Raw genomic sequence first — 17,491 nt, 5'->3', positions numbered from 1 at the left:
TCATTCACCCCTCATGCCCGGGCGCACGATGACGATCTATCTGCCCATAGCCGAAGTTTCGGTCGATGCTCTTTGGATTTTCGGGCTTGGCTGGATCGTTGGCATCCTGTCGGGAATGTTTGGCGTGGGCGGCGGCTTTTTGATCACGCCGTTGCTGATCTTTTCGGGCATCCCATCGGCCGTCGCCGTTGCAACCGCAACGAACCAGATTGTCGCCTCATCCGTATCGGGGCTGTTCGCGCATCTGCGGCGCAAGAATGTCGATCTGCGGATGGGCACGGTGCTGATGATCGGCGGCCTTGTGGGTGCGGCGATCGGGGTGGGTATCTTCAACTGGATGCGCCGCATGGGTCAGGTCGATCTGATGATCACCCTGTCCTATGTGATCTTGCTTGGCACCATCGGCGCCATGATGCTGGTCGAGGGCACCCGCGCCCTGCTGCGCCAGCGCAGCGGCGTGGTGCCGGCACGCAAGCGGCACAACTGGGTGCATAACCTGCCGCTGAAGATGAAATTCCGCGTCTCGGGCCTTTATATTTCGGTGATCCCGCCGCTGCTGGTGGGCACGGGCGTGGGCGTTTTGTCGGGGATCATGGGTGTCGGCGGCGGGTTCATCATGGTGCCCGCGATGATCTATCTGCTGGGTATGCCGACAAAGGTGGTTGTGGGCACGTCGCTGTTCCAGATCATCTTTGTCACCGCCTTTACCACGATGCTGCACGCGACGACGAACTATACCGTCGATATCCTGCTGGGGCTGATGCTGATCCTGGGCGGCGTTGTCGGCGCGCAGATCGGCACCCGCATCGGGATGCGCCTGCGGGCGGAACAGCTGCGCATCTTGATGGCGCTGCTGGTGCTGCTGGTTGCAGGACAGCTTGCGCTGGGGCTGATCCTGCGCCCGGACGAGCTGTATTCCCTAGAAGTATTGCGGGGACGCTGATGATCCGTCTGGTGCTGATGATCCTGCTGCTGACCCTGCCCGCCCGCGCCGAACAGATCGTGCTGGGGTTGTCTGCCGATTCGGTTGGCATTACCGCCCGTTTTGATGGCGAGGATATTCTGATCTTTGGCGCTATCAAACGCGATGCGCCCGTGCCTGCGGATGCTGCACAACTGGATGTGATCGTGACCGTATCGGGCCCTCTCACTCCGGTTCTGGTGCGCAAACGTGACCGCGTTTTTGGCATCTGGCTGAATGCCGAGGGCGAGCGGATCAGCCTTGCCCCGTCTTTTTATGCGGCGGCCTCGACGCGGCCCTTGGCGGATATCCTGCCCGCCTCGGTCGATATTGTGCATGCAATCACCGTGCCGCGTGCGGTTTACGCCACGGGCACCACGCGCGAGGATGTAGATGCCTTTTCCCAAGCGCTAATCCGTATCCGCACGGCCGAGGGCATGTACCAAACCCGCGAGGGCGATGTCGTGCTAGAGCAGGATGCGCTGTTTCGCACCCGCATCGCCCTGCCCGCCAATCTGACCGAGGGCAATTACCGCGCCCGCATTTTCCTGTTGCGCGACGGTCAGGTGATTGATTCGACCGAAACACCGATCGACGTCCACAAAGCCGGGATCGAGCGGTGGCTCTATACCGTCGCGCATGAGCAGCCGTTCTTTTACGGGCTGCTCACGCTGCTGATGGCGCTGGTGGCAGGCTGGGGCGCGTCCGAGGCCTTCCGCCACTGGCAGCGCCGCTGATCAGCCGCGCTGTTGCAGCCTGCGCCGCAGGGCCTGCCAGCCGCCGGGCGCAACCACAATCGCCGTCAGACCGCCAAGGACAAAGCCCGACAGTTCGGCAATCCATGCCGGATGCGCGCCAAACAGCAGGCCGAACACCAATTGCAGCCCCATCAGTAAACCGATCAGTTGAAAGGCCTGAAACCGGCGACTGTCGCCGCGCCCGAACCGCAGCCACAGCGCATAGGTATAGCCACCGATCAACCCATAAGCCGCGGGATAAAGGCCCGACAGCCACGCTTGGTCGGGCGCGAACAGGCCAAAGACGACCGCGCCGCCAATGGTCGAGACCAACAAGATCGCGACAACCGACAATTGGCTGAATGCCTCGCTGACGAATTTACCCAGCGCCAGCAGCAGCACGATGCCAAAAATGGCGCCCATGGTCGAAAAGTTCACAAAGACATAGGTGACGAAATTTTTCAGGATCATCGGGTCCAGCCGTCCGGCCAGCACATAATCCAGCATCTGCGGGTTGAACCCAAAGGCCAGCATCGCATCGCGCCGCCACATCCGGCCGTCTGATCCGAAAATCCCGGCATCCGCCACAGCCAGCAGTAATTCGACCGCAACCACGATCAAAAAGGGCACAATGACCACCGGCGGCAGCGGATTTACCGCGCTTTCGGGCTTAAAGGGGCTCGGGTGTCTCATGACCTCTCCTTGACGTCGTTTTGCCGCATGGGTAAGCCCATTGGCACTGTTAATCCAGCGGGACAATCACCATGACGGAAACGACGGCCAAGGCGAATTTCGCCAAGCGCGTGTTCTCGGGCATCAAGCCCTCGGGTGGTCTGCAACTTGGTAACTATTTGGGCGCGATCAAGCGGTTCGTCCAGACCCAGGACCAAGGCGAATTCGAGACCACGCTATACTGTATCGTAGATCTGCACGCGATCACCGTCTGGCAAGACCCAGCTGACCTGCGCGAAGCGACCTATGAAGTGACAGCCGGCTATCTGGCGGCTGGCATCGACCCAGAAAAATCGATCCTGTTCAACCAAAGCCGCGTGCCTGCGCATGCGGAACTGGGCTGGATTTTCAACTGCGTCGCGCGCGTGGGTTGGATGAACCGCATGACGCAGTTCAAGGAAAAGGCGGGCAGCGGCGCTGAAAAGCAGTCGCTGGGCCTTTATGCCTATCCCTCGCTGATGGCGGCGGACATTTTGCTGTATCACGCAACGCATGTGCCGGTGGGCGAAGACCAAAAGCAGCATGTCGAGCTGACCCGCGATATCGCGAATAAGTTCAACCACGATTACAAGGTCGATTTCTTTCCCGAAACGATTCCCGTGATCGAGGGCCCCGCCATGCGCATCATGAACCTGCGCGACGGCACCAAGAAAATGTCGAAATCCGGCGAATCCGACATGGAGCGGATCAATATGCTGGACGACGCGGATGCGATCTCGAAGAAATTCAAGAAAGCCCGCTCGGACATGGAGGCCCTGCCCGAAACGGCGGCCGAGCTGGACCACCGCCCCGAGGCCAAGAATCTGGTGAATATCTATGCCGGTCTGGCCGATCTGTCGGTCGATCAAGTGCTGGCGCAATATGCCGGCGAAGGCTGGGGCAAGTTCAAGCCTGCGCTGGCCGACCTGGCCGTGGACCAGCTTGCGCCCATCTCGACCGAGATGAAGCGCCTGATGGGTGACCGGGCCGAACTCGACCGCTATCTGGCCCGCGGGGCTGAACGCGCACGCGAAATCGCGAATCCGATCCTGCAGCAAACCTATGATATCGTAGGGCTTGTGCGCTGATTACCGCAGGCCCGCGCCCCCCACATCACACCACCCCGCCGCGCAAAGTTAAAAAGCGCGGTTGGGTGGCACGCGATGCGGTTTCAAAGGGGGGGCGCGGGCTGCATTACGCGCTGCTGCTGGGGTTGGCGGCCTATACCACCAGCCACACGTTCAATGTGCTGCGCAATACGCCCTTTGCGGCGATCACGCTGCAACAGACCGGCGCGCAGCTGCAAGCCAGTCTTGCCCGCGCCGTCAATGCCGAGGCGACGCCCGAGCGTCTTGCCATCCTCATCGACAATGCCGTGACCAACACGGATCGCGAAATGGCCGATGCGCTGATCGCGCTGGCGGACGCGCGCGACCTGACCCTGCCAAGTGATGTGCTAGAGCGGCATTCCGCCCTGGTCGATCGGCTGGACAATCCCTTTAACCGTGCAACCGATTGCGTCGCCTGCATGTGGGATTTCGACAATTGCCAGTCGATCAGTCAGGCCCTGTGGTGCAAGGGCCCGGTGATCCTGACGCCTGTGGACGATGTATTCGTGCTGACCCAAGCCGGAATTGACGCCGCAACCGGGCAAGAGGTCGACCAGCTCGACGTGACCCTTGCCGTCGTGGGGTTGGGCGCGACGGGTCTGGTGCTGGTCTCGGGCGGTAGCAGCTATATCGTCAAGGCCGGCGCGGGCGCGCTAAAGGTCGCAAAGGGCATGGGCAAACTGCCGCCCGCCCTGCTGCGCACCCTGCGCGAGGCGGCGGATGTGCCGGTGAACTGGGGCCGCGTCGGTGATCTGACCATTGGCCGCGCCGCAGTGGGCGATGTGGTGGACATGACCCGCATCGCACCCCTTGGCCGTATGGCGGGGGATTTTGGCCAGATCGTCACCCGCACCTCGCCCGCCGATGGCATCCGCCTGCTGGCGCATGTGGATAACGGCGCCGATATGGCCCGCGTCGCCCGCGTGACCGATGCGGTAGGCGTCGATGCCCCCCGCACATTCGAAGTGCTGGGCAAGTCCCGCGTCTTTCGCATCGCCGCGCGGCTGTCGGACGATGTTTTCGCCGCGATCACCGGCATTTTGCTGCTGGCTGGCCAATGGGCCGCGTTGCTGGGCGGCTGGGCGGCGCAGTTTGGTCTGCGCGTGCTGCGGCGGTCCTTGCGCTAAAAGCCGCGCACTAAACGCCTTGCGCGGCGCGCTTTGATGGGTGAAACATGCCCGAAGTTATCGGAGACAGATCATGCGCAAATCCCTAGTCGTGTTGGACGAGACGCGCGAATGCCTGAACGCCATCCGTTTTGCCGCCATGCGCGCCGCGAAAACCGGCGGTGCCGTCCAAGTGCTTTCGGTGATCTCGCCCGAGGAATTCGGCCAGTGGATCGGCGTGGCCGAACTGATGCGCGCCGAAGCGCGCGAGCGGATCGAAGTCCATTTCGAGGTTTTCGCCAAATGGATGCGCGACCGCCAGAATATCGACCCCGAACTGGTGATCCGCGAGGGCGACACCGTCACCGAGATTCTGAACCAGATCCGCGATGATGCCGAAATCGGCGTGCTGGTACTGGGCGCCTCGAGTGACAACAAAGGCCCCGGCCCCATCATCACCGCGCTGATGCGTCAGGCGGGCACGCTGCCTGTACCCGTGACGATCGTACCCGGCGAGATGACCAAGGAACAGCTGGAAAAGATTACCTGATCAGCAATCGGTAATGACGACCGAATGCTTTGCCCCCATCGCATTCGCAAGGTTCTTCAGGCGCGCCTGCGCCACCTCGCCAAAGAGCGGCTCGGCCCGGCGCTCCAGCGATAGCTCGACCTCCAGCTTATCGCCGTCGCGGCGCAGCACCAGTGTGCCGGGCGCTTCATGCGCGCCGATCCACAGCATTGCGCCCAAGCGCATGGCGCGGCCCAAAATGGCGGCCTGCCGCTGCTCATCCTCGGGCAGGTAGGCAAAGATATCGGCGAAACGCTTTTGCTTTTTGCTGGAATAGCGGTGCATCAGCGCCATGCCGAGGAAGATGCGTTCCTCGTGTTTCAGCCCGCCAAGGTTCGCGCGGGTCGCGTTTTCGAAACACACCTCGGCGCGGAAATCGGGGTGGGCGCGCCAGCTGACATCATGCAGCAGGCAGGCAGCGCGGATGATCCGCTTGCGCTGCCAATCGGCATCCGGGAAGAGCGGCATGATGAAATCATAAAGCACATCGCCAAAACCCGGCAGGCGGGCGTTCTGCGCCTCGGAATGGCGGGCCGAGGCGATCAGGGGGTCGGTCTCGCGCAGGGCGGGCGACATCTGCTCGTAAAGCAACCCCTCGCGAATGCCATAGGAGGAGACCGCGATATCTTTGGGCTGGAAGGTCTGGCACAGCGCGTCCAGCACCTGAATCGCCAAAGGCACCAGTGCCATGCGATCTTCGGAAATATCGCAGCGGCCGCGCAGATCGTTCAAATCGGCATCGGCGATATAGGCACGGGTGGCGGCGACGGCTTCGGCGGTCATGCGATATTCATGCACGATGGTCAGCGGGTAGTTGCGCCGCTCCATATCGATACGCGCGATGGCCCGCCACGATCCGCCGACCAGAAACAAGCGCATGGCGGCTTCGAACTGCATGGATTCGTGCAAGGTTGCGATTTCGCGCGCGATATAGGCATCCAGACCCGCCTGCCCGCCCTTGACCTCGCGCAGTTTCAGCGGGCCGAGGGGGGATGTGACGCGTTGGCCGATCTTGCCATCCGCCAGATCGGCCAGCTCCATCGACGAGCCGCCGATATCACAGACCATACCATAGCTGCGTGGCCAGCCCAGCAGCACGCCTTGTGCAGACAGACGCGCCTCTTCCTCGCCAGGGATCACGTGCAGCTCGATCCCCGTCTCGCGCAGGACCTCGTCGCAAAAGGCGGGGCCGTCGCTGGCCTCGCGCACGGCTGCGGTCGCAACGGCCGAAAGTTCGATCCCCATGCCGCGCGCCAGTGCCGCAAACCGCGCCAGCGCAGCCATCGCACGCACCTTGCCCTTTGGGCTAAGCCTGCCGGTTTCGGAAAACCCCTCGCCCAGCGCGGCCATGACTTTTTCATTGTAGAAATAGGCAGGGCTGCGCACCGCGCCATCAAAAACCACCAGACGGATCGAGTTCGACCCCACATCCACCACGCCGATACGCTGGATGGCCATGCAGTTTGCCGGATCGCTTTGGCCAAGATCTTCGCCAAAAACCCGATCGTCAAACGGAAGCCATGCGCCGGTGGCGGTTGCGATCTTACCCATGAGGACCCCTCGTGCTTGCGGCAGGCGCCCCGCGCGGGGCGCCGTTATCGCTAGCTATCCCCTAGTCGTCGGCGTGGGTCAACTGCGGAACGTCCGCCGCCCCTGCCGAGCCGCGCCCCGACAGCGAGGGATTTTCCATAAAGAAGCGATGACAGTTAAAGGCAAAGGCCCCCTCTGGCACCGGATATTGATGGAAATCGCCGCTGGCATCGCCCACCCAACTTTGCGCAACGTCAGCCATATTCGCCGCCATGATCTGATCGACGATCTGCGCCTTGACGGTCGGGTTCACCGCCTCGACCAAGGTCTCGACGCGGCGATTGAGGTTGCGCTCCATCCAGTCGGCCGAGCTGATGAACACCCGCGCCTTGGGCGACGGCAGGCCGCGACCATTGCCGAAACACACGATACGGCTATGTTCCAAAAAGCGGCCAACGATGGATTTCACACGGATATTTTCGGAAAGGCCGATGATCCCCGGGCGCAGGCTGCAAATGCCGCGCACCACAAGGCTGATCTTCACGCCGGCCTGACTTGCCGCATAAAGCGCGTCGATCACATCTTCCTCGGTCAGCGAATTCATCTTGGCCCAGATCTCGGCCGGGCGGCCTTGGCGGGCATGTTCGGCCTCGGCGGCGATCAGCTCCAACAGGCGCGGCTTCAGCGTCAGGGGCGAGATGGCAAGGTTGGTCAGCCCCTCGGGCTGGGCATAGCCGCCGATGTAATTAAACACTTTATTCGCATCGCGGCCCAGACGATCATCGCAGGTGAACAGCGACAGGTCGGTGTAAATCCGCGCCGTGATCGGGTGGTAATTGCCGGTGCCAAAGTGGCTATAGGTCACCAGCCTATCGCCCTCGCGCCGGACAACGACCGACATTTTCGCGTGGGTTTTATAGTTGGTGAAGCCGTAAACCACATGCGCGCCCGACAGCTCCAACCGGCGGGACTGGCGAATATTCGCGGCCTCGTCAAAACGGGCCTTCAACTCGACCAAAGCCGTGACGGATTTACCATCCTCGGCGGCGGCGCAAAGCGCGTCGACGATCGGCGAGTTGCGCGAGGTGCGATACAGCGTCTGCTTGATCGCCACCACATCGGGGTCGCGCGCCGCCTGCTGCAAGAACCGCACGACCATGTCGAAGGTCTCATAGGGGTGATGCAGCAGCATGTCTTTTTGACGGATCGCGGCGAACATATCGCCGTCGTAATCTGTCACACGCTCGGGCACGCGGGGCGTAAAGGTCGGCCACAGCAGATCGGGGCGGCTGTCGATCACCATTTCTTTCAGGCGGCCAATGTCGATATGACCGGCGATCTCGAAAATCTCGTCGTCCTGCACATGCAGCTCGCGCGTGATCAGCTTGCGCAGGCCGGGCGGTGCGTCGGCAGAAATCTCAAGCCGCACCACCTCGCCGCGGCGGCGACGCTTTAGTGCGGTTTCGAATTCGCGTACCAGATCCTCGGCCTCTTCCTCGACCTCGATATCGCTGTCGCGCAGCACCCGGAACGTGCAGGCGCCGCCGATGCGATAGCCGGGGAACAAACGGTCGATATGCAGTTGCAGCAGTTCCTCGAGCAGCAAAAAGCGATCCTCGCCCGGATCAGACGGCAGCCGGACAAAGCGCCCGATATGGTTCGGCACCGGCAGCAGCACTTTGAGCGAGCGCTTATCCGCCTTACGCTCGAGTTGCAGCGCCAGCGCGAAACCTTCGTTCGAGATGAATGGGAAAGGGTGCGCCGGGTCGATCGCCAGCGGCGACAGCACCGGGAACACCTGGTTCATAAAAATGTCATCCAGCGTCGCCTGATCGCTTTCCGTCAGATCGCCCCGCGACAAAAGGATGACGCGGTTCTGGGCCATCTCGTCGCGCAGCGCGACAAAGACACGCTCTTGCCGTTTCATCAGGTCGCGGGCGCGGGCGTTGATGCGCAAAAGCTGCTCGGCCGGGGTCAGGCCATCGGCGGCGGGCGTTGTATTTCCGGCTGCGGCCAATTCGCGCAGACCCGCTACGCGGACGGTATAAAATTCGTCCAGATTGGTGCCCGAGATCGACAAGAACCGCAGACGTTCCAACAGCGGAACGCGGCGATTCTCGGCCTCTTCCAGCACGCGGGTGTTGAAGCTGAGCCAGCTGAGTTCGCGGTTATAAAACCGTGCGGGGCCCGTGAAATCAGCCTCGACCGCAGGCGGGAACGGCGCGGCGAGGAAATCGGCGAGATTGGCTGGGATTTGGCTTTCGGCGTGCATGGCGACCTGTCATTCCTGTCTTCACGCCGTCCTTGTCATGATGACATGACGGATTGATGACACGCCGCTATTTCACCCCTGCGCCGCGCGGTTGTCCAGCACCTGCCGCGCCATAGGGCGGTTCAGCGGGCGACGTTGTGCAAGGGCTGCCGCATCCATTTGCGCCACGACTTCGGCGGCAACGGCCAGCGAGCGCGGCAGGCGCGACACCAGATAGGGCAGCACGTCGGGGGTGGGCACCAGTTGGCGATCGGCGAATAGTTTCGCCAACACGGCGGTCATCAGCCATTCATCCGGATCGCCAATCGGCACCACCGCCATGGCCTGCATCCGGCTGGCCAGATCCGGCAGGCGGATCGCCCAATCGCCGGGGCCACGATCCGAGGTCACCAGCAGATGCCCACCGGTGTTCATCAGATGGTTGTGGACGTGAAAGACATATTCCTCGGCGCGGCGGGGCAGATGTTCGATATCCTCGATCACCAGATTGGCGCCATCAGGCGGCAGGCCGCCTTGCGGATCGAGCCCGCCTGCCTGCCAGACATGGCCGCCCTCTTGCGCCTGCCACACGCGCGCGAGGTGGGTTTTACCTGCCCCCGGCGCACCGATCAGCGCCAGTTTGTTGATCGGCCAGGGCTCTTCGCACAGCATGACATAGGCGGCTTCATTCGCCTCGGATACGACGTAATCCCCCGCCGCCAGCGAGGGGCGGATCGGCAAATCGAAGCTAAGTTGTTGCGCCATGAGACCCCTAGATCAGAGCATGTTCGATGGGCCGCGATACATGGGGCCTTCTTTGTATTTCTGCAAGCCAAAGCGTATCAGCACGCCGATAATCGCCGCGACAGGCACCGCAACCAGCATCCCCACAAAGCCGAACAAGGCGCCGAACACCGAAATCGCAAAGATCAGCCAGACCGGATGTAGCCCGACCGAGCCGCCCATCAGCTTTGGCACCAGCACGTTCCCCTCTAGGAACTGGCCGATCAAAAAGATCGCGACGATAATCGCCACATGCAGCCAATCGCCCCAGAACTGGTAAAGGGCAAGGCCGATGGCCGCGACGCCGCCAACCAGCGTGCCGACATAGGGAATGAACGAGATCATCCCCGCGCCAAAGCCGATCACCAGACCGAAATTCAGCCCCGCCAGCATCAGCGTCACCGCATAGAACACGCCCAGCACGACACAGACCAACCCCTGCCCGCGAATGAAGGCCGACAATGTCTGATCAATTTCCGCAAAAATGCGGCGCACTTCAGCACGGCGCGGCAGCGGGATCAGATCATCGACATGGCGCACCATGCGATCCCAGTCGAGCAGCAGATAAAAGGCGACGACCGGCGCGATGAACAGCACCATGGCGATCGACACGACACTCATGGCGCTGCCGACAAGGCCGCCGATCAACTCGCCGCCGCGCGACTGGATCGCATTGCCGATATTGGTCAGTGTGGTGTTAAGGGTCTGGCGCATCTGGCTTTGCTCGTCCGACAGCTCGGGGAAACTGTCGCGCGCCCAGTTGGTCAATTGCTCGACAAGGCTGGGGACGGTGTTCACCAGTTGCAGGGCCTGATTGATCAGCGTCGGCACCAAGATCAGCAGCCCAATGGTGAACAACAGCACCCCAACCAGCGAAATGATCGAGACCGCCCAGACCCGGCCAATGCCCCATCGCTCCATCCGGTCGGCGACCGGGTCCAGCAGATAGGCAATCGCCGCGCCCAGAACAAAGGGCAGCAGCACGCCGCTGACGGTATAAAGCAGCGCCAAAAAGATCGCAGCGGCCGATAGCCAATAGATCGCCTGCTTTTGCACCTTAAATCCCCTTGCATAATATGGCTCAACTTGTGGCCCAGCTTTGCCAAACTGGCAAGGGCGCCGATTGCCGCCCTTGCTTCACCCCGCCCAAGCGCCTATCACCTTCGGCTAAGTAAACCCTTCCCCAAGGACCCGATATGCGCCTCAGCCGCTACTTCCTGCCCGTTCTGAAAGAAAACCCGGCCGAGGCCCAGATCCTCAGCCACCGCTATATGCTGCGCGCGGGCATGATCAAGCAAGAGTCGGCCGGCATCTATGCCTGGTTGCCCCTGGGATATAAGGTGCTGTCGCGGTTGGAAAAAATCGTGCACGAGGAACAGCAACGCGCAGGCCACATCCCCCTGCTGATGCCGACGCTGCAATCGGCTGATCTGTGGCGCGAATCCGGGCGTTACGACGCATACGGCCCCGAAATGCTGCGCATGACCGACCGCAACAAGCGCGAAATGCTGTTCGGCCCGACGAACGAGGAGATGATCACCGACATCTTCCGCAGCTATGTCCGCAGCTATAAAGATCTGCCGCTGACCCTCTATCATATCCAGTGGAAATTCCGCGACGAGATGCGCCCCCGCTTTGGCGTGATGCGTGGCCGCGAATTCCTGATGAAAGACGGCTATAACTTTGACCTGACGCGCGAGGATGCGCTGCATGCCTATAACCGCCATATGGTCAGCTATCTGCGCACCTATGAGCGGATGGGCCTGACCGCCATTCCGATGCGCGCCGACAGCGGCCCCATCGGCGGCGATGACACGCATGAGTTCCTTGTGCTGGCGAACACCGGCGAGTCCGAGGTTTTCTACGACGAGGACGTGACCCGTCTGAAGCTGGGCGAGCGCGCGATCAACTATGACAACCGCGAGGAAGTCGCCGCGATCTGCCAAGAGTTCACGACCCCCTACGCCCGCACTGACGAAACGCATGACGCCGCCTTGTTCGATGCCATCCCCGAAGGCCGCCGCAAGGTCGGGCGCGGGATTGAAGTGGGCCAGATCTTTTATTTCGGCACCAAATATTCCGAACCGATGGGCGCCACCGTCCAGAACGCCGAAGGCAAGCAGGTTCCCGTTGAAATGGGCAGCCACGGCATCGGCGTCAGCCGCCTGATCGGCGCGCTGATCGAGGCGAACCACGACGACAAGGGCATCATCTGGCCCGAGGGTGTCACCCCCTTCCACGTCGGCATCGTGAACCTGAAACAGGGCGATGCCGAGGCAGACGCCGCCTGCGAGGCGCTACATGACAGCTTTGTCGCGCTGGGTCTGGACCCGCTCTATGACGACCGCGATGAACGCGCGGGCGGCAAGTTCGCCACGATGGATCTGATCGGCCTGCCTTGGCGCATCACCGTCGGCCCGCGCGGCCTGAAAAACGGCGTGGTCGAGCTGACCAGCCGCCGCACTGGCGTCTCCGAGGAACTGCCCCCCGAAGAGGCCATCGCCCGTATCGCCGCGATCTACGCGAATATCTAAACGGCTTGCCTCCCGACTATCGGGGGGCATCCGCTGCCGGAGGCCGCCATGGCGCAATCCACCCTGCCCTTCGCCCGTTTCGAATGGATGATCGCGTGGCGCTATTTGCGCGCGCGCAAGGCCGAAGGCGGTGTCTCGGTCATGACATGGATCAGCCTGATCGGCGTGACGCTGGCGGTATTCGCGCTGGTCGCGACGCTGGCGATCCGCGAAGGCTTCCGCGAGGAATTCGTCGATTCGATCCTGGGCGCCAATGCCCATGTGACGATGATGCAATATCCGGTGATGGATAGCGCGGGCAGCAATGACCGCACCATTACCGATTATCAGGCCATGGCCGCTGATCTGGCCGCAGTTCCGGGCGTCACCCGCGCCGCCCCCCTTGTGCGGGCCACCGCGCTGGCGACTGCCGGACAATATAACGCGCCCGTGGATATCTATGGCATCAGCGCCGCTGATCTGGCGACCATTCCCAGCATCGCCGATCCCGCGAACCAGCAAGGCAGCCTTGCTGATTTCGAGGGCGGCGTGGCAATCGGTTCGGGCGTTGCGCAAAGCCTCGGGCTGCAAGTCGGCGATAGTATCCGCATCACCTCGCCCAATGGCGCGCGCACCCCGATGGGTGTCGTGCCGCGCGCCAATGCCTATACGGTGACGATGATCTTCAGCGCAGGCCGCTATGACATTGACCGTGTGCGCCTATACATGCCGCTGGCCGATGCGCAGTCGTTTTTGAACCGCGATGGCGTCGCGGACGAGATCGAGGTCATGGTCGCCGACCCCGAAAACGTCGATGCGATCGTCCCCGCGCTGATGAATGCCGCTGGCCCCCGCGCCATGCCATGGACGTGGAAAGACAGCGCGGGCGCTTATCTGCGGGCGCTGACGATCGAGGATAATGTGATGTTTGTCCTGCTGTCGATCCTTGTGCTGATCGCGGCGATGAACATCATCTCGGGCCTTGTGATGCTGGTGAAAAACAAGGGCCGCGATATCGGCATCTTGCGCACCATGGGCCTGTCCGAGGGATCGGTCCTGCGGATCTTTTTTATCTGCGGTGCATCCATCGGCACCATCGGCACGCTGGTTGGCGTCGCGCTGGGGGCGCTGTTCGCCCTTTATATCGACCCGATTTTTGCCATGGTGAACACAGTGGCGGGCGGCGGCGTCTGGGACCCGTCGGTGCGCGGCATCTATCATCTGCCCGCGAAACTGCAGTGGCACAATATCGCCTCGGCCATGGGGCTATCGCTGGGCCTAAGCTGGATCGTTACGATTTTCCCGGCGCGCCGCGCGGCCCGCATGAACCCGATCGAGGCTTTGCGCTATGAATGACATCGTGCTGCACCTTGAAGGGGTGGAAAAGACCTATAACAAAGGCCGCGCGGATGCGGTGCAAGTGCTGCATGGCGTTGATCTGACCTTGCGCGCGGGCGAGGTTGTCGCGCTGGTGGCCCCATCGGGCGCGGGCAAATCGACGCTGCTGCATATCGCGGGGCTGCTGGATAGCGCCGACGGCGGGCGCGTGTCGATTGATGGCGTGGATCTGACGCGTGCCAATGACCGCCGTCGCACGCTGGCGCGCCGCACCAGCATCGGTTTCGTCTATCAATTTCATCACCTGCTGCCGGAATTTTCCGCCGCTGAAAACATCATCCTGCCGCAAGTGATAAATGGCACACCGCGCGCCGCAGCAGAGGCCCGCGCCGCGCAGCTGCTGGAACGCGTCGGCATCGCGCACCGCGCCGATCACCGCCCTGCGGCCCTGTCGGGCGGCGAGCAGCAGCGCACCGCCTTTTGCCGCGCATTGGCGAACGCCCCGCGCCTGCTGCTGGCGGACGAGCCGACCGGCAACCTTGATCCGGCTACATCGGAACAGGTTTTTTCCACTTTGATCGGCCTTGCACGTGAAACAGGGCTTGGCGCGCTGATCGCAACCCATAATCTGGACTTGGCCGCGCGTATGGATCGAATCCTGCGCCTTGATGGCGGCAAACTCTTGGAAGCTAAGCCTTAGGGAGGCCAGCCACATGAACTCAACCTCGATCCCGCTGGTCGCCGCGCTGGCGCTGGTGCCTTTGATCGCAGCCTGCGCCGCCTTTATGCCGGAACGCGAATTCGACGGCGCGCAGATGTTTGCACAGAACTGCGCGGCCTGTCATGGGGCGGATGGCACCGGATCGCGCGCCATGGGTATCGCGATGGAGCCGCCCGCCACCGACCTGACGCGTATCGCGACCCGCAATGGCGGCACCTTCCCATGGAACAGCGTGATGTCGACCATCGACGGCTTTGGCCAAGGCGGCCATAACGGCGCGATGCCGGCTTTTGGCGATGGTGATCTGGGCGAGCCGGTGCTGATCGAGAATAACGGCGTCTCGACCCCGGTCCCTGCAGGCCTGCTGGCTGTTGCGAACTATGTCTACGGCCTACAGAAATAGAGAATGGCTAAGCTTTACTTCAACTATTCGACGATGAATGCCGGCAAGTCGACGGTGCTGCTGCAGGCGTCCTATAACTATCTGGAACGCGGCATGCAGACCTATCTGCTGACCGCCGCCTTTGACGACCGCGCAGGTGTGGGCCGTATTGAAAGCCGCATCGGGATCGGTGCGGATGCCGATACCTATCGCGCGGGCGACGATCTGTTCGCCCGCATCCGCGCGCGCCAAGCCGCGGGCGAGATCGCCTGCGTCTTGGTGGACGAGGCGCAATTCCTGACCCCGGACCAAGTCTGGCAACTGGCCCGCGCCGTCGATGACCTGCGCGTGCCCGTCATGTGTTTTGGCCTGCGCGTCGATTTTCGCGGCGAGCTATTCCCCGGCTCGGCCACGCTGCTGGCACTGGCCGATGAAATGCGCGAGGTGCGCACCATCTGTCATTGCGGGAAAAAGGCCACGATGGTCGTGCGCTATGGCCCAGATGGCACCGTCGCCCATGATGGCGATCAGGTGGTGATCGGCGGCAATGAAACCTATGTGTCCCTTTGCCGCCGTCATTGGCGCGCCGCGATGGGCGAGGATGTGCCCTTTTAAACGCGATTAGGCAGTGGCTGACCGGCGGCAAAGGCGTCGATATTATCCAGCACCATCGCGCCCATCTCGGCCCGCGCATCATGGGTCGAGGTGCCCAGATGCGGCAGCAGCACGGCATTGTCCAGCGCGCGAAGGCTAGCTGGAATGCTCGGCTCGTCGCGGTACACATCCAGACCCGCGCCCGCGATGGCACCGCGCTGCAACACCTCGATCAGCGCATCTTGGTTCACCACATCGCCGCGCGCGATATTGACCAGAACGCCCGTAGGTTTCATCGCGCCCAGCGCGTCCGCATCGATCAGATCGGGATTGCCGCCCGGCACCGCGACCACGACGATATCCGCCGCGCCCATCAGCGCATGCAGATCGTCGATCTTGCGCGCGGGGAACGCGGCCTCTTTGGCCGAGCGGTTATAATAGACCACATCCATGCCAAAGCCGTAATGGCAGCGCTGCGCAATCGCCTGCCCGATGCGGCCAAAGCCGACGATGCCGACCGTCTTGCCGGTGACATGCTGGCCCAGCATCTCGACCGGGCCCCAGCCTTGCCACTCGCCGGACCGGGCCAGACGCTCACCCTCGGCCGCGCGGCGGCAGGTCATCAGGATGAGCGTCATTGCGATATCGGCGGTGGCATCCGTCACCGCACCGGGGGTATTCGTGACCTCGACCCCTGCCGCGCGGGCGGCCGTGACGTCGATATGGTTAAAGCCGACGCCGAAATTCGCGATCAGCCCCGCCCGCAGGCCCGCCGCCTTGGCGCGTTCAAACACCGTCTGGGTCAAACGATCGCCCAGCGTGACCAGCAGCGCATCGTGGGTGGTGAGGGCCGCGACCATCTCATCCTCGGTCAGCGGCTTGGTCGCCTCGGCGCGCAGGGTGACGTCATATTGCGCGCGGGCGCGGGCCAGCGCCCCGTCGGGCATCAGGCGAGAGATAAACAGTTTCAATGCAGGCGCCCTCCCAGTGGCACGTCGTGATCAGGGGTCATTAGCACCACGGCACCATCGGCATCCGGCACGCCCAGCACCAGCACTTCGGACAGCACCGGCCCGATCTGGCGCGGCGGGAAATTCACCACCGCCATCACCTGTTTGCCGATCAGCCCCTCCAGATCATAATGCACGGTGATCTGGGCCGAGGATCGCTTTTCGCCAATCTCGGGGCCGAAGTCGATCCAGAGTTTATAGGCGGGCTTTCGCGCCTCGGGGAAGGCTTCCGCGCGGGTGATACGGCCCACGCGGATGTCCAGCTTTAGAAAGTCGTCGAATGTCGCGCTCATTTGCCAGAGGCCAATTCGGCGGAACGGTCCCGCGCGGCTTTGATCGCTTTGGGAACGATGGCGGGAAAGCCGGTCTGCTCGTCCATCAGCACGTTCAGCGCAGCGAGCGTGGTGCCCTTGGGCGAGGTCACGTTGATACGCAGCTGGGTCGGCGTCTCGTCCGAGGCCTCTGCCAGCGCGCCCGCCCCCGCGACGGTAGCCTTGGCCAGGGTCATCGCCATTTCGGGCGAGAGGCCGACCTGTTCGCCCGCAGCGGCCAAAGTCTCGATCAGGTGAAAGACATAGGCGGGGCCGCCGCCCGATAGCGCGGTGACGGCGTTCAGTTGTTCCTCGCTGTCCAGCCGCACGGTTTGACCCACAGCGCGCAGCAGGCTTTCGGCCAGATCGACCTGCGCGTCCGAGGCATGGGCGTTGCCGATCAGCGCCGTAATGCCCAGACCGATGGCCGCAGGCGTGTTCGGCATGGCGCGCACGATGGGGGTGTGATCGCCAAGGATCTCTTCATAGCCGGCGATGGTGATGCCAGCGGCAACCGATAGGAACAGCGTATCCCCATTGCCCAAAGCCTGCAGCGTCGGCAACGCATCGGCCATCATCTGGGGTTTCACGGCGATCAGCACAACGGCGGGTTTGGACGGCAGCGGACGGTTCACATTCACGCCCTGCGCCAGCAGCCAATCGGAGGGCGTCGGATCATTCACCCAGACCGAGGTCGGCGGCAAGCCGCCCGACAGCCAGCCCGCCAGCATGGCCGAGCCCATTTTCCCACAGCCCAGCAGCACCAGACCATTCATGCTTACGCTATCGTCGATCATCATCTTCCCCGAAACTTAAATCGTTTGGGGAAAGGCTAGCGCCTTGGAATTGCGGGCGCCAGCCCGAAA

18 protein-coding genes are annotated in these 17,491 nt (G+C 62.6%); 10 read left to right on the top strand and 8 right to left on the bottom strand.

From position 1 onward, the window contains the following. Positions 1–28 precede the first annotated feature (28 nt). Complete coding sequence (locus tag KVU_RS02050) at positions 29–943, top strand: sulfite exporter TauE/SafE family protein (protein WP_013383655.1); 915 nt, start codon at positions 29–31, stop codon at positions 941–943. Next, positions 943–1,698, top strand: coding sequence for a TIGR02186 family protein (locus KVU_RS02045; RefSeq protein ID WP_014537523.1), 756 nt, complete (start codon positions 943–945; stop codon positions 1,696–1,698). Before KVU_RS02050 ends, KVU_RS02045 begins: the two co-directional genes overlap by 1 nt. Here the strand turns inward: KVU_RS02045 and KVU_RS02040 are convergent, their stop codons facing one another. Beyond that, a complete protein-coding gene (locus tag KVU_RS02040) occupies positions 1,699–2,391 on the bottom strand; it encodes a rhomboid family intramembrane serine protease (protein WP_013383653.1) in 693 nt (230 codons plus the stop codon). A gap of 71 nt (positions 2,392–2,462) precedes the next feature. Here KVU_RS02040 and trpS point away from each other — a divergent pair, with 71 nt between their 5' ends. From trpS to KVU_RS02025, 3 genes are all read left to right on the top strand, one after another. Continuing rightward, positions 2,463–3,497 carry a tryptophan--tRNA ligase gene (gene trpS, locus KVU_RS02035; protein WP_013383652.1) on the top strand — a complete coding sequence of 345 codons (1,035 nt, stop codon included), beginning with the start codon at positions 2,463–2,465 and terminating at the stop codon, positions 3,495–3,497. A 65-nt stretch (positions 3,498–3,562) separates the two neighbouring features. Next, positions 3,563–4,645, top strand: a complete 1,083-nt coding sequence (locus KVU_RS02030) for a hypothetical protein (RefSeq protein WP_013383651.1) — start codon at positions 3,563–3,565, stop codon at positions 4,643–4,645. A 73-nt stretch (positions 4,646–4,718) separates the two neighbouring features. Further along, positions 4,719–5,174: a universal stress protein gene (locus tag KVU_RS02025; RefSeq protein ID WP_013383650.1), complete on the top strand. Its 456-nt coding sequence runs from the start codon at positions 4,719–4,721 to the stop codon at positions 5,172–5,174. Here the strand turns inward: KVU_RS02025 and KVU_RS02020 are convergent, their stop codons facing one another. The 4 genes from KVU_RS02020 to KVU_RS02005 all read right to left on the bottom strand — a co-directional run bounded on the left by KVU_RS02020 (position 5,175) and on the right by KVU_RS02005 (position 10,812). After that, a complete protein-coding gene (locus KVU_RS02020; protein ID WP_014537522.1) occupies positions 5,175–6,743 on the bottom strand; it encodes a Ppx/GppA family phosphatase in 1,569 nt (522 codons plus the stop codon). It lies immediately after the preceding gene. A 61-nt stretch (positions 6,744–6,804) separates the two neighbouring features. Further along, on the bottom strand, positions 6,805–8,994 hold the full coding sequence (locus tag KVU_RS02015) for an RNA degradosome polyphosphate kinase (RefSeq protein WP_013383649.1): 2,190 nt from the start codon (positions 8,992–8,994) through the stop codon (positions 6,805–6,807). Between the two features lie 72 nt (positions 8,995–9,066). Beyond that, positions 9,067–9,738 carry an HdaA/DnaA family protein gene (locus tag KVU_RS02010; RefSeq protein WP_013383648.1) on the bottom strand — a complete coding sequence of 224 codons (672 nt, stop codon included), beginning with the start codon at positions 9,736–9,738 and terminating at the stop codon, positions 9,067–9,069. A 12-nt stretch (positions 9,739–9,750) separates the two neighbouring features. Beyond that, positions 9,751–10,812, bottom strand: a complete 1,062-nt coding sequence (locus KVU_RS02005; RefSeq protein WP_060486244.1) for an AI-2E family transporter — start codon at positions 10,810–10,812, stop codon at positions 9,751–9,753. 140 nt (positions 10,813–10,952) lie between these two features. Between KVU_RS02005 and proS the strand changes: the two genes are divergently transcribed. Genes proS through KVU_RS01980 form a run of 5 tightly spaced genes read left to right on the top strand, consistent with a single transcriptional unit; the run spans position 10,953 to position 15,325 of the window. Then, a complete protein-coding gene (gene proS / locus KVU_RS02000) occupies positions 10,953–12,290 on the top strand; it encodes a proline--tRNA ligase (protein WP_013383646.1) in 1,338 nt (445 codons plus the stop codon). 48 nt (positions 12,291–12,338) lie between these two features. Next, positions 12,339–13,625 (top strand): lipoprotein-releasing ABC transporter permease subunit, encoded by a 1,287-nt coding sequence (locus tag KVU_RS01995; RefSeq protein WP_013383645.1) that lies wholly within the window; start codon positions 12,339–12,341, stop codon positions 13,623–13,625. After that, a complete protein-coding gene (locus KVU_RS01990) occupies positions 13,618–14,307 on the top strand; it encodes an ABC transporter ATP-binding protein (protein WP_013383644.1) in 690 nt (229 codons plus the stop codon). Before KVU_RS01995 ends, KVU_RS01990 begins: the two co-directional genes overlap by 8 nt. Before the next feature lie 13 nt (positions 14,308–14,320). Beyond that, a complete protein-coding gene (locus tag KVU_RS01985; protein WP_013383643.1) occupies positions 14,321–14,731 on the top strand; it encodes a c-type cytochrome in 411 nt (136 codons plus the stop codon). Positions 14,732–14,734: 3 nt separating this feature from the next. Beyond that, a complete protein-coding gene (locus KVU_RS01980) occupies positions 14,735–15,325 on the top strand; it encodes a thymidine kinase (protein WP_013383642.1) in 591 nt (196 codons plus the stop codon). On the opposite strand, the gene KVU_RS01975 is transcribed toward KVU_RS01980, so the two are convergent. From KVU_RS01975 to proC, 3 genes are read right to left on the bottom strand one after another with little or no spacing between them, the layout of a single operon-like run. Next, positions 15,322–16,275 carry a 2-hydroxyacid dehydrogenase gene (locus KVU_RS01975; RefSeq protein ID WP_013383641.1) on the bottom strand — a complete coding sequence of 318 codons (954 nt, stop codon included), beginning with the start codon at positions 16,273–16,275 and terminating at the stop codon, positions 15,322–15,324. The genes KVU_RS01980 and KVU_RS01975 overlap by 4 nt on opposite strands. Continuing rightward, a complete protein-coding gene (locus KVU_RS01970) occupies positions 16,272–16,607 on the bottom strand; it encodes a tRNA-binding protein (protein ID WP_014537521.1) in 336 nt (111 codons plus the stop codon). The genes KVU_RS01975 and KVU_RS01970 overlap by 4 nt, the downstream gene beginning before the upstream one ends. Next, on the bottom strand, positions 16,604–17,425 hold the full coding sequence (proC, locus tag KVU_RS01965) for a pyrroline-5-carboxylate reductase (RefSeq protein WP_013383639.1): 822 nt from the start codon (positions 17,423–17,425) through the stop codon (positions 16,604–16,606). Before proC ends, KVU_RS01970 begins: the two co-directional genes overlap by 4 nt. Positions 17,426–17,491: the final 66 nt, after the last annotated feature.

The sequence above is a fragment of the Ketogulonicigenium vulgare WSH-001 genome (assembly GCF_000223375.1).
GTDB classification, from domain to species: Bacteria; Pseudomonadota; Alphaproteobacteria; order Rhodobacterales; family Rhodobacteraceae; genus Ketogulonicigenium; species Ketogulonicigenium vulgare.
This window is presented reverse-complemented; position numbering and strand designations above follow the sequence as displayed.

Bases quoted from the DNA above. Each gene is read 5' to 3' on its own strand.
- KVU_RS02050 (WP_013383655.1), top strand. From the start codon at position 29: ATGACGATCTATCTGCCCATAGCCGAAGTTTCGGTCGATGCTCTTTGG.
- KVU_RS02045 (WP_014537523.1), top strand. From the start codon at position 943: ATGATCCGTCTGGTGCTGATGATCCTGCTGCTGACCCTGCCCGCCCGC.
- KVU_RS02040 (WP_013383653.1), bottom strand. From the start codon at position 2,391: ATGAGACACCCGAGCCCCTTTAAGCCCGAAAGCGCGGTAAATCCGCTG.
- trpS (WP_013383652.1), top strand. From the start codon at position 2,463: ATGACGGAAACGACGGCCAAGGCGAATTTCGCCAAGCGCGTGTTCTCG.
- KVU_RS02025 (WP_013383650.1), top strand. From the start codon at position 4,719: ATGCGCAAATCCCTAGTCGTGTTGGACGAGACGCGCGAATGCCTGAAC.
- KVU_RS02020 (WP_014537522.1), bottom strand. From the start codon at position 6,743: ATGGGTAAGATCGCAACCGCCACCGGCGCATGGCTTCCGTTTGACGAT.
- KVU_RS02015 (WP_013383649.1), bottom strand. From the start codon at position 8,994: ATGCACGCCGAAAGCCAAATCCCAGCCAATCTCGCCGATTTCCTCGCC.
- KVU_RS02010 (WP_013383648.1), bottom strand. From the start codon at position 9,738: ATGGCGCAACAACTTAGCTTCGATTTGCCGATCCGCCCCTCGCTGGCG.
- proS (WP_013383646.1), top strand. From the start codon at position 10,953: ATGCGCCTCAGCCGCTACTTCCTGCCCGTTCTGAAAGAAAACCCGGCC.
- KVU_RS01995 (WP_013383645.1), top strand. From the start codon at position 12,339: ATGGCGCAATCCACCCTGCCCTTCGCCCGTTTCGAATGGATGATCGCG.
- KVU_RS01990 (WP_013383644.1), top strand. From the start codon at position 13,618: ATGAATGACATCGTGCTGCACCTTGAAGGGGTGGAAAAGACCTATAAC.
- KVU_RS01985 (WP_013383643.1), top strand. From the start codon at position 14,321: ATGAACTCAACCTCGATCCCGCTGGTCGCCGCGCTGGCGCTGGTGCCT.
- KVU_RS01980 (WP_013383642.1), top strand. From the start codon at position 14,735: ATGGCTAAGCTTTACTTCAACTATTCGACGATGAATGCCGGCAAGTCG.
- KVU_RS01970 (WP_014537521.1), bottom strand. From the start codon at position 16,607: ATGAGCGCGACATTCGACGACTTTCTAAAGCTGGACATCCGCGTGGGC.
- proC (WP_013383639.1), bottom strand. From the start codon at position 17,425: ATGATGATCGACGATAGCGTAAGCATGAATGGTCTGGTGCTGCTGGGC.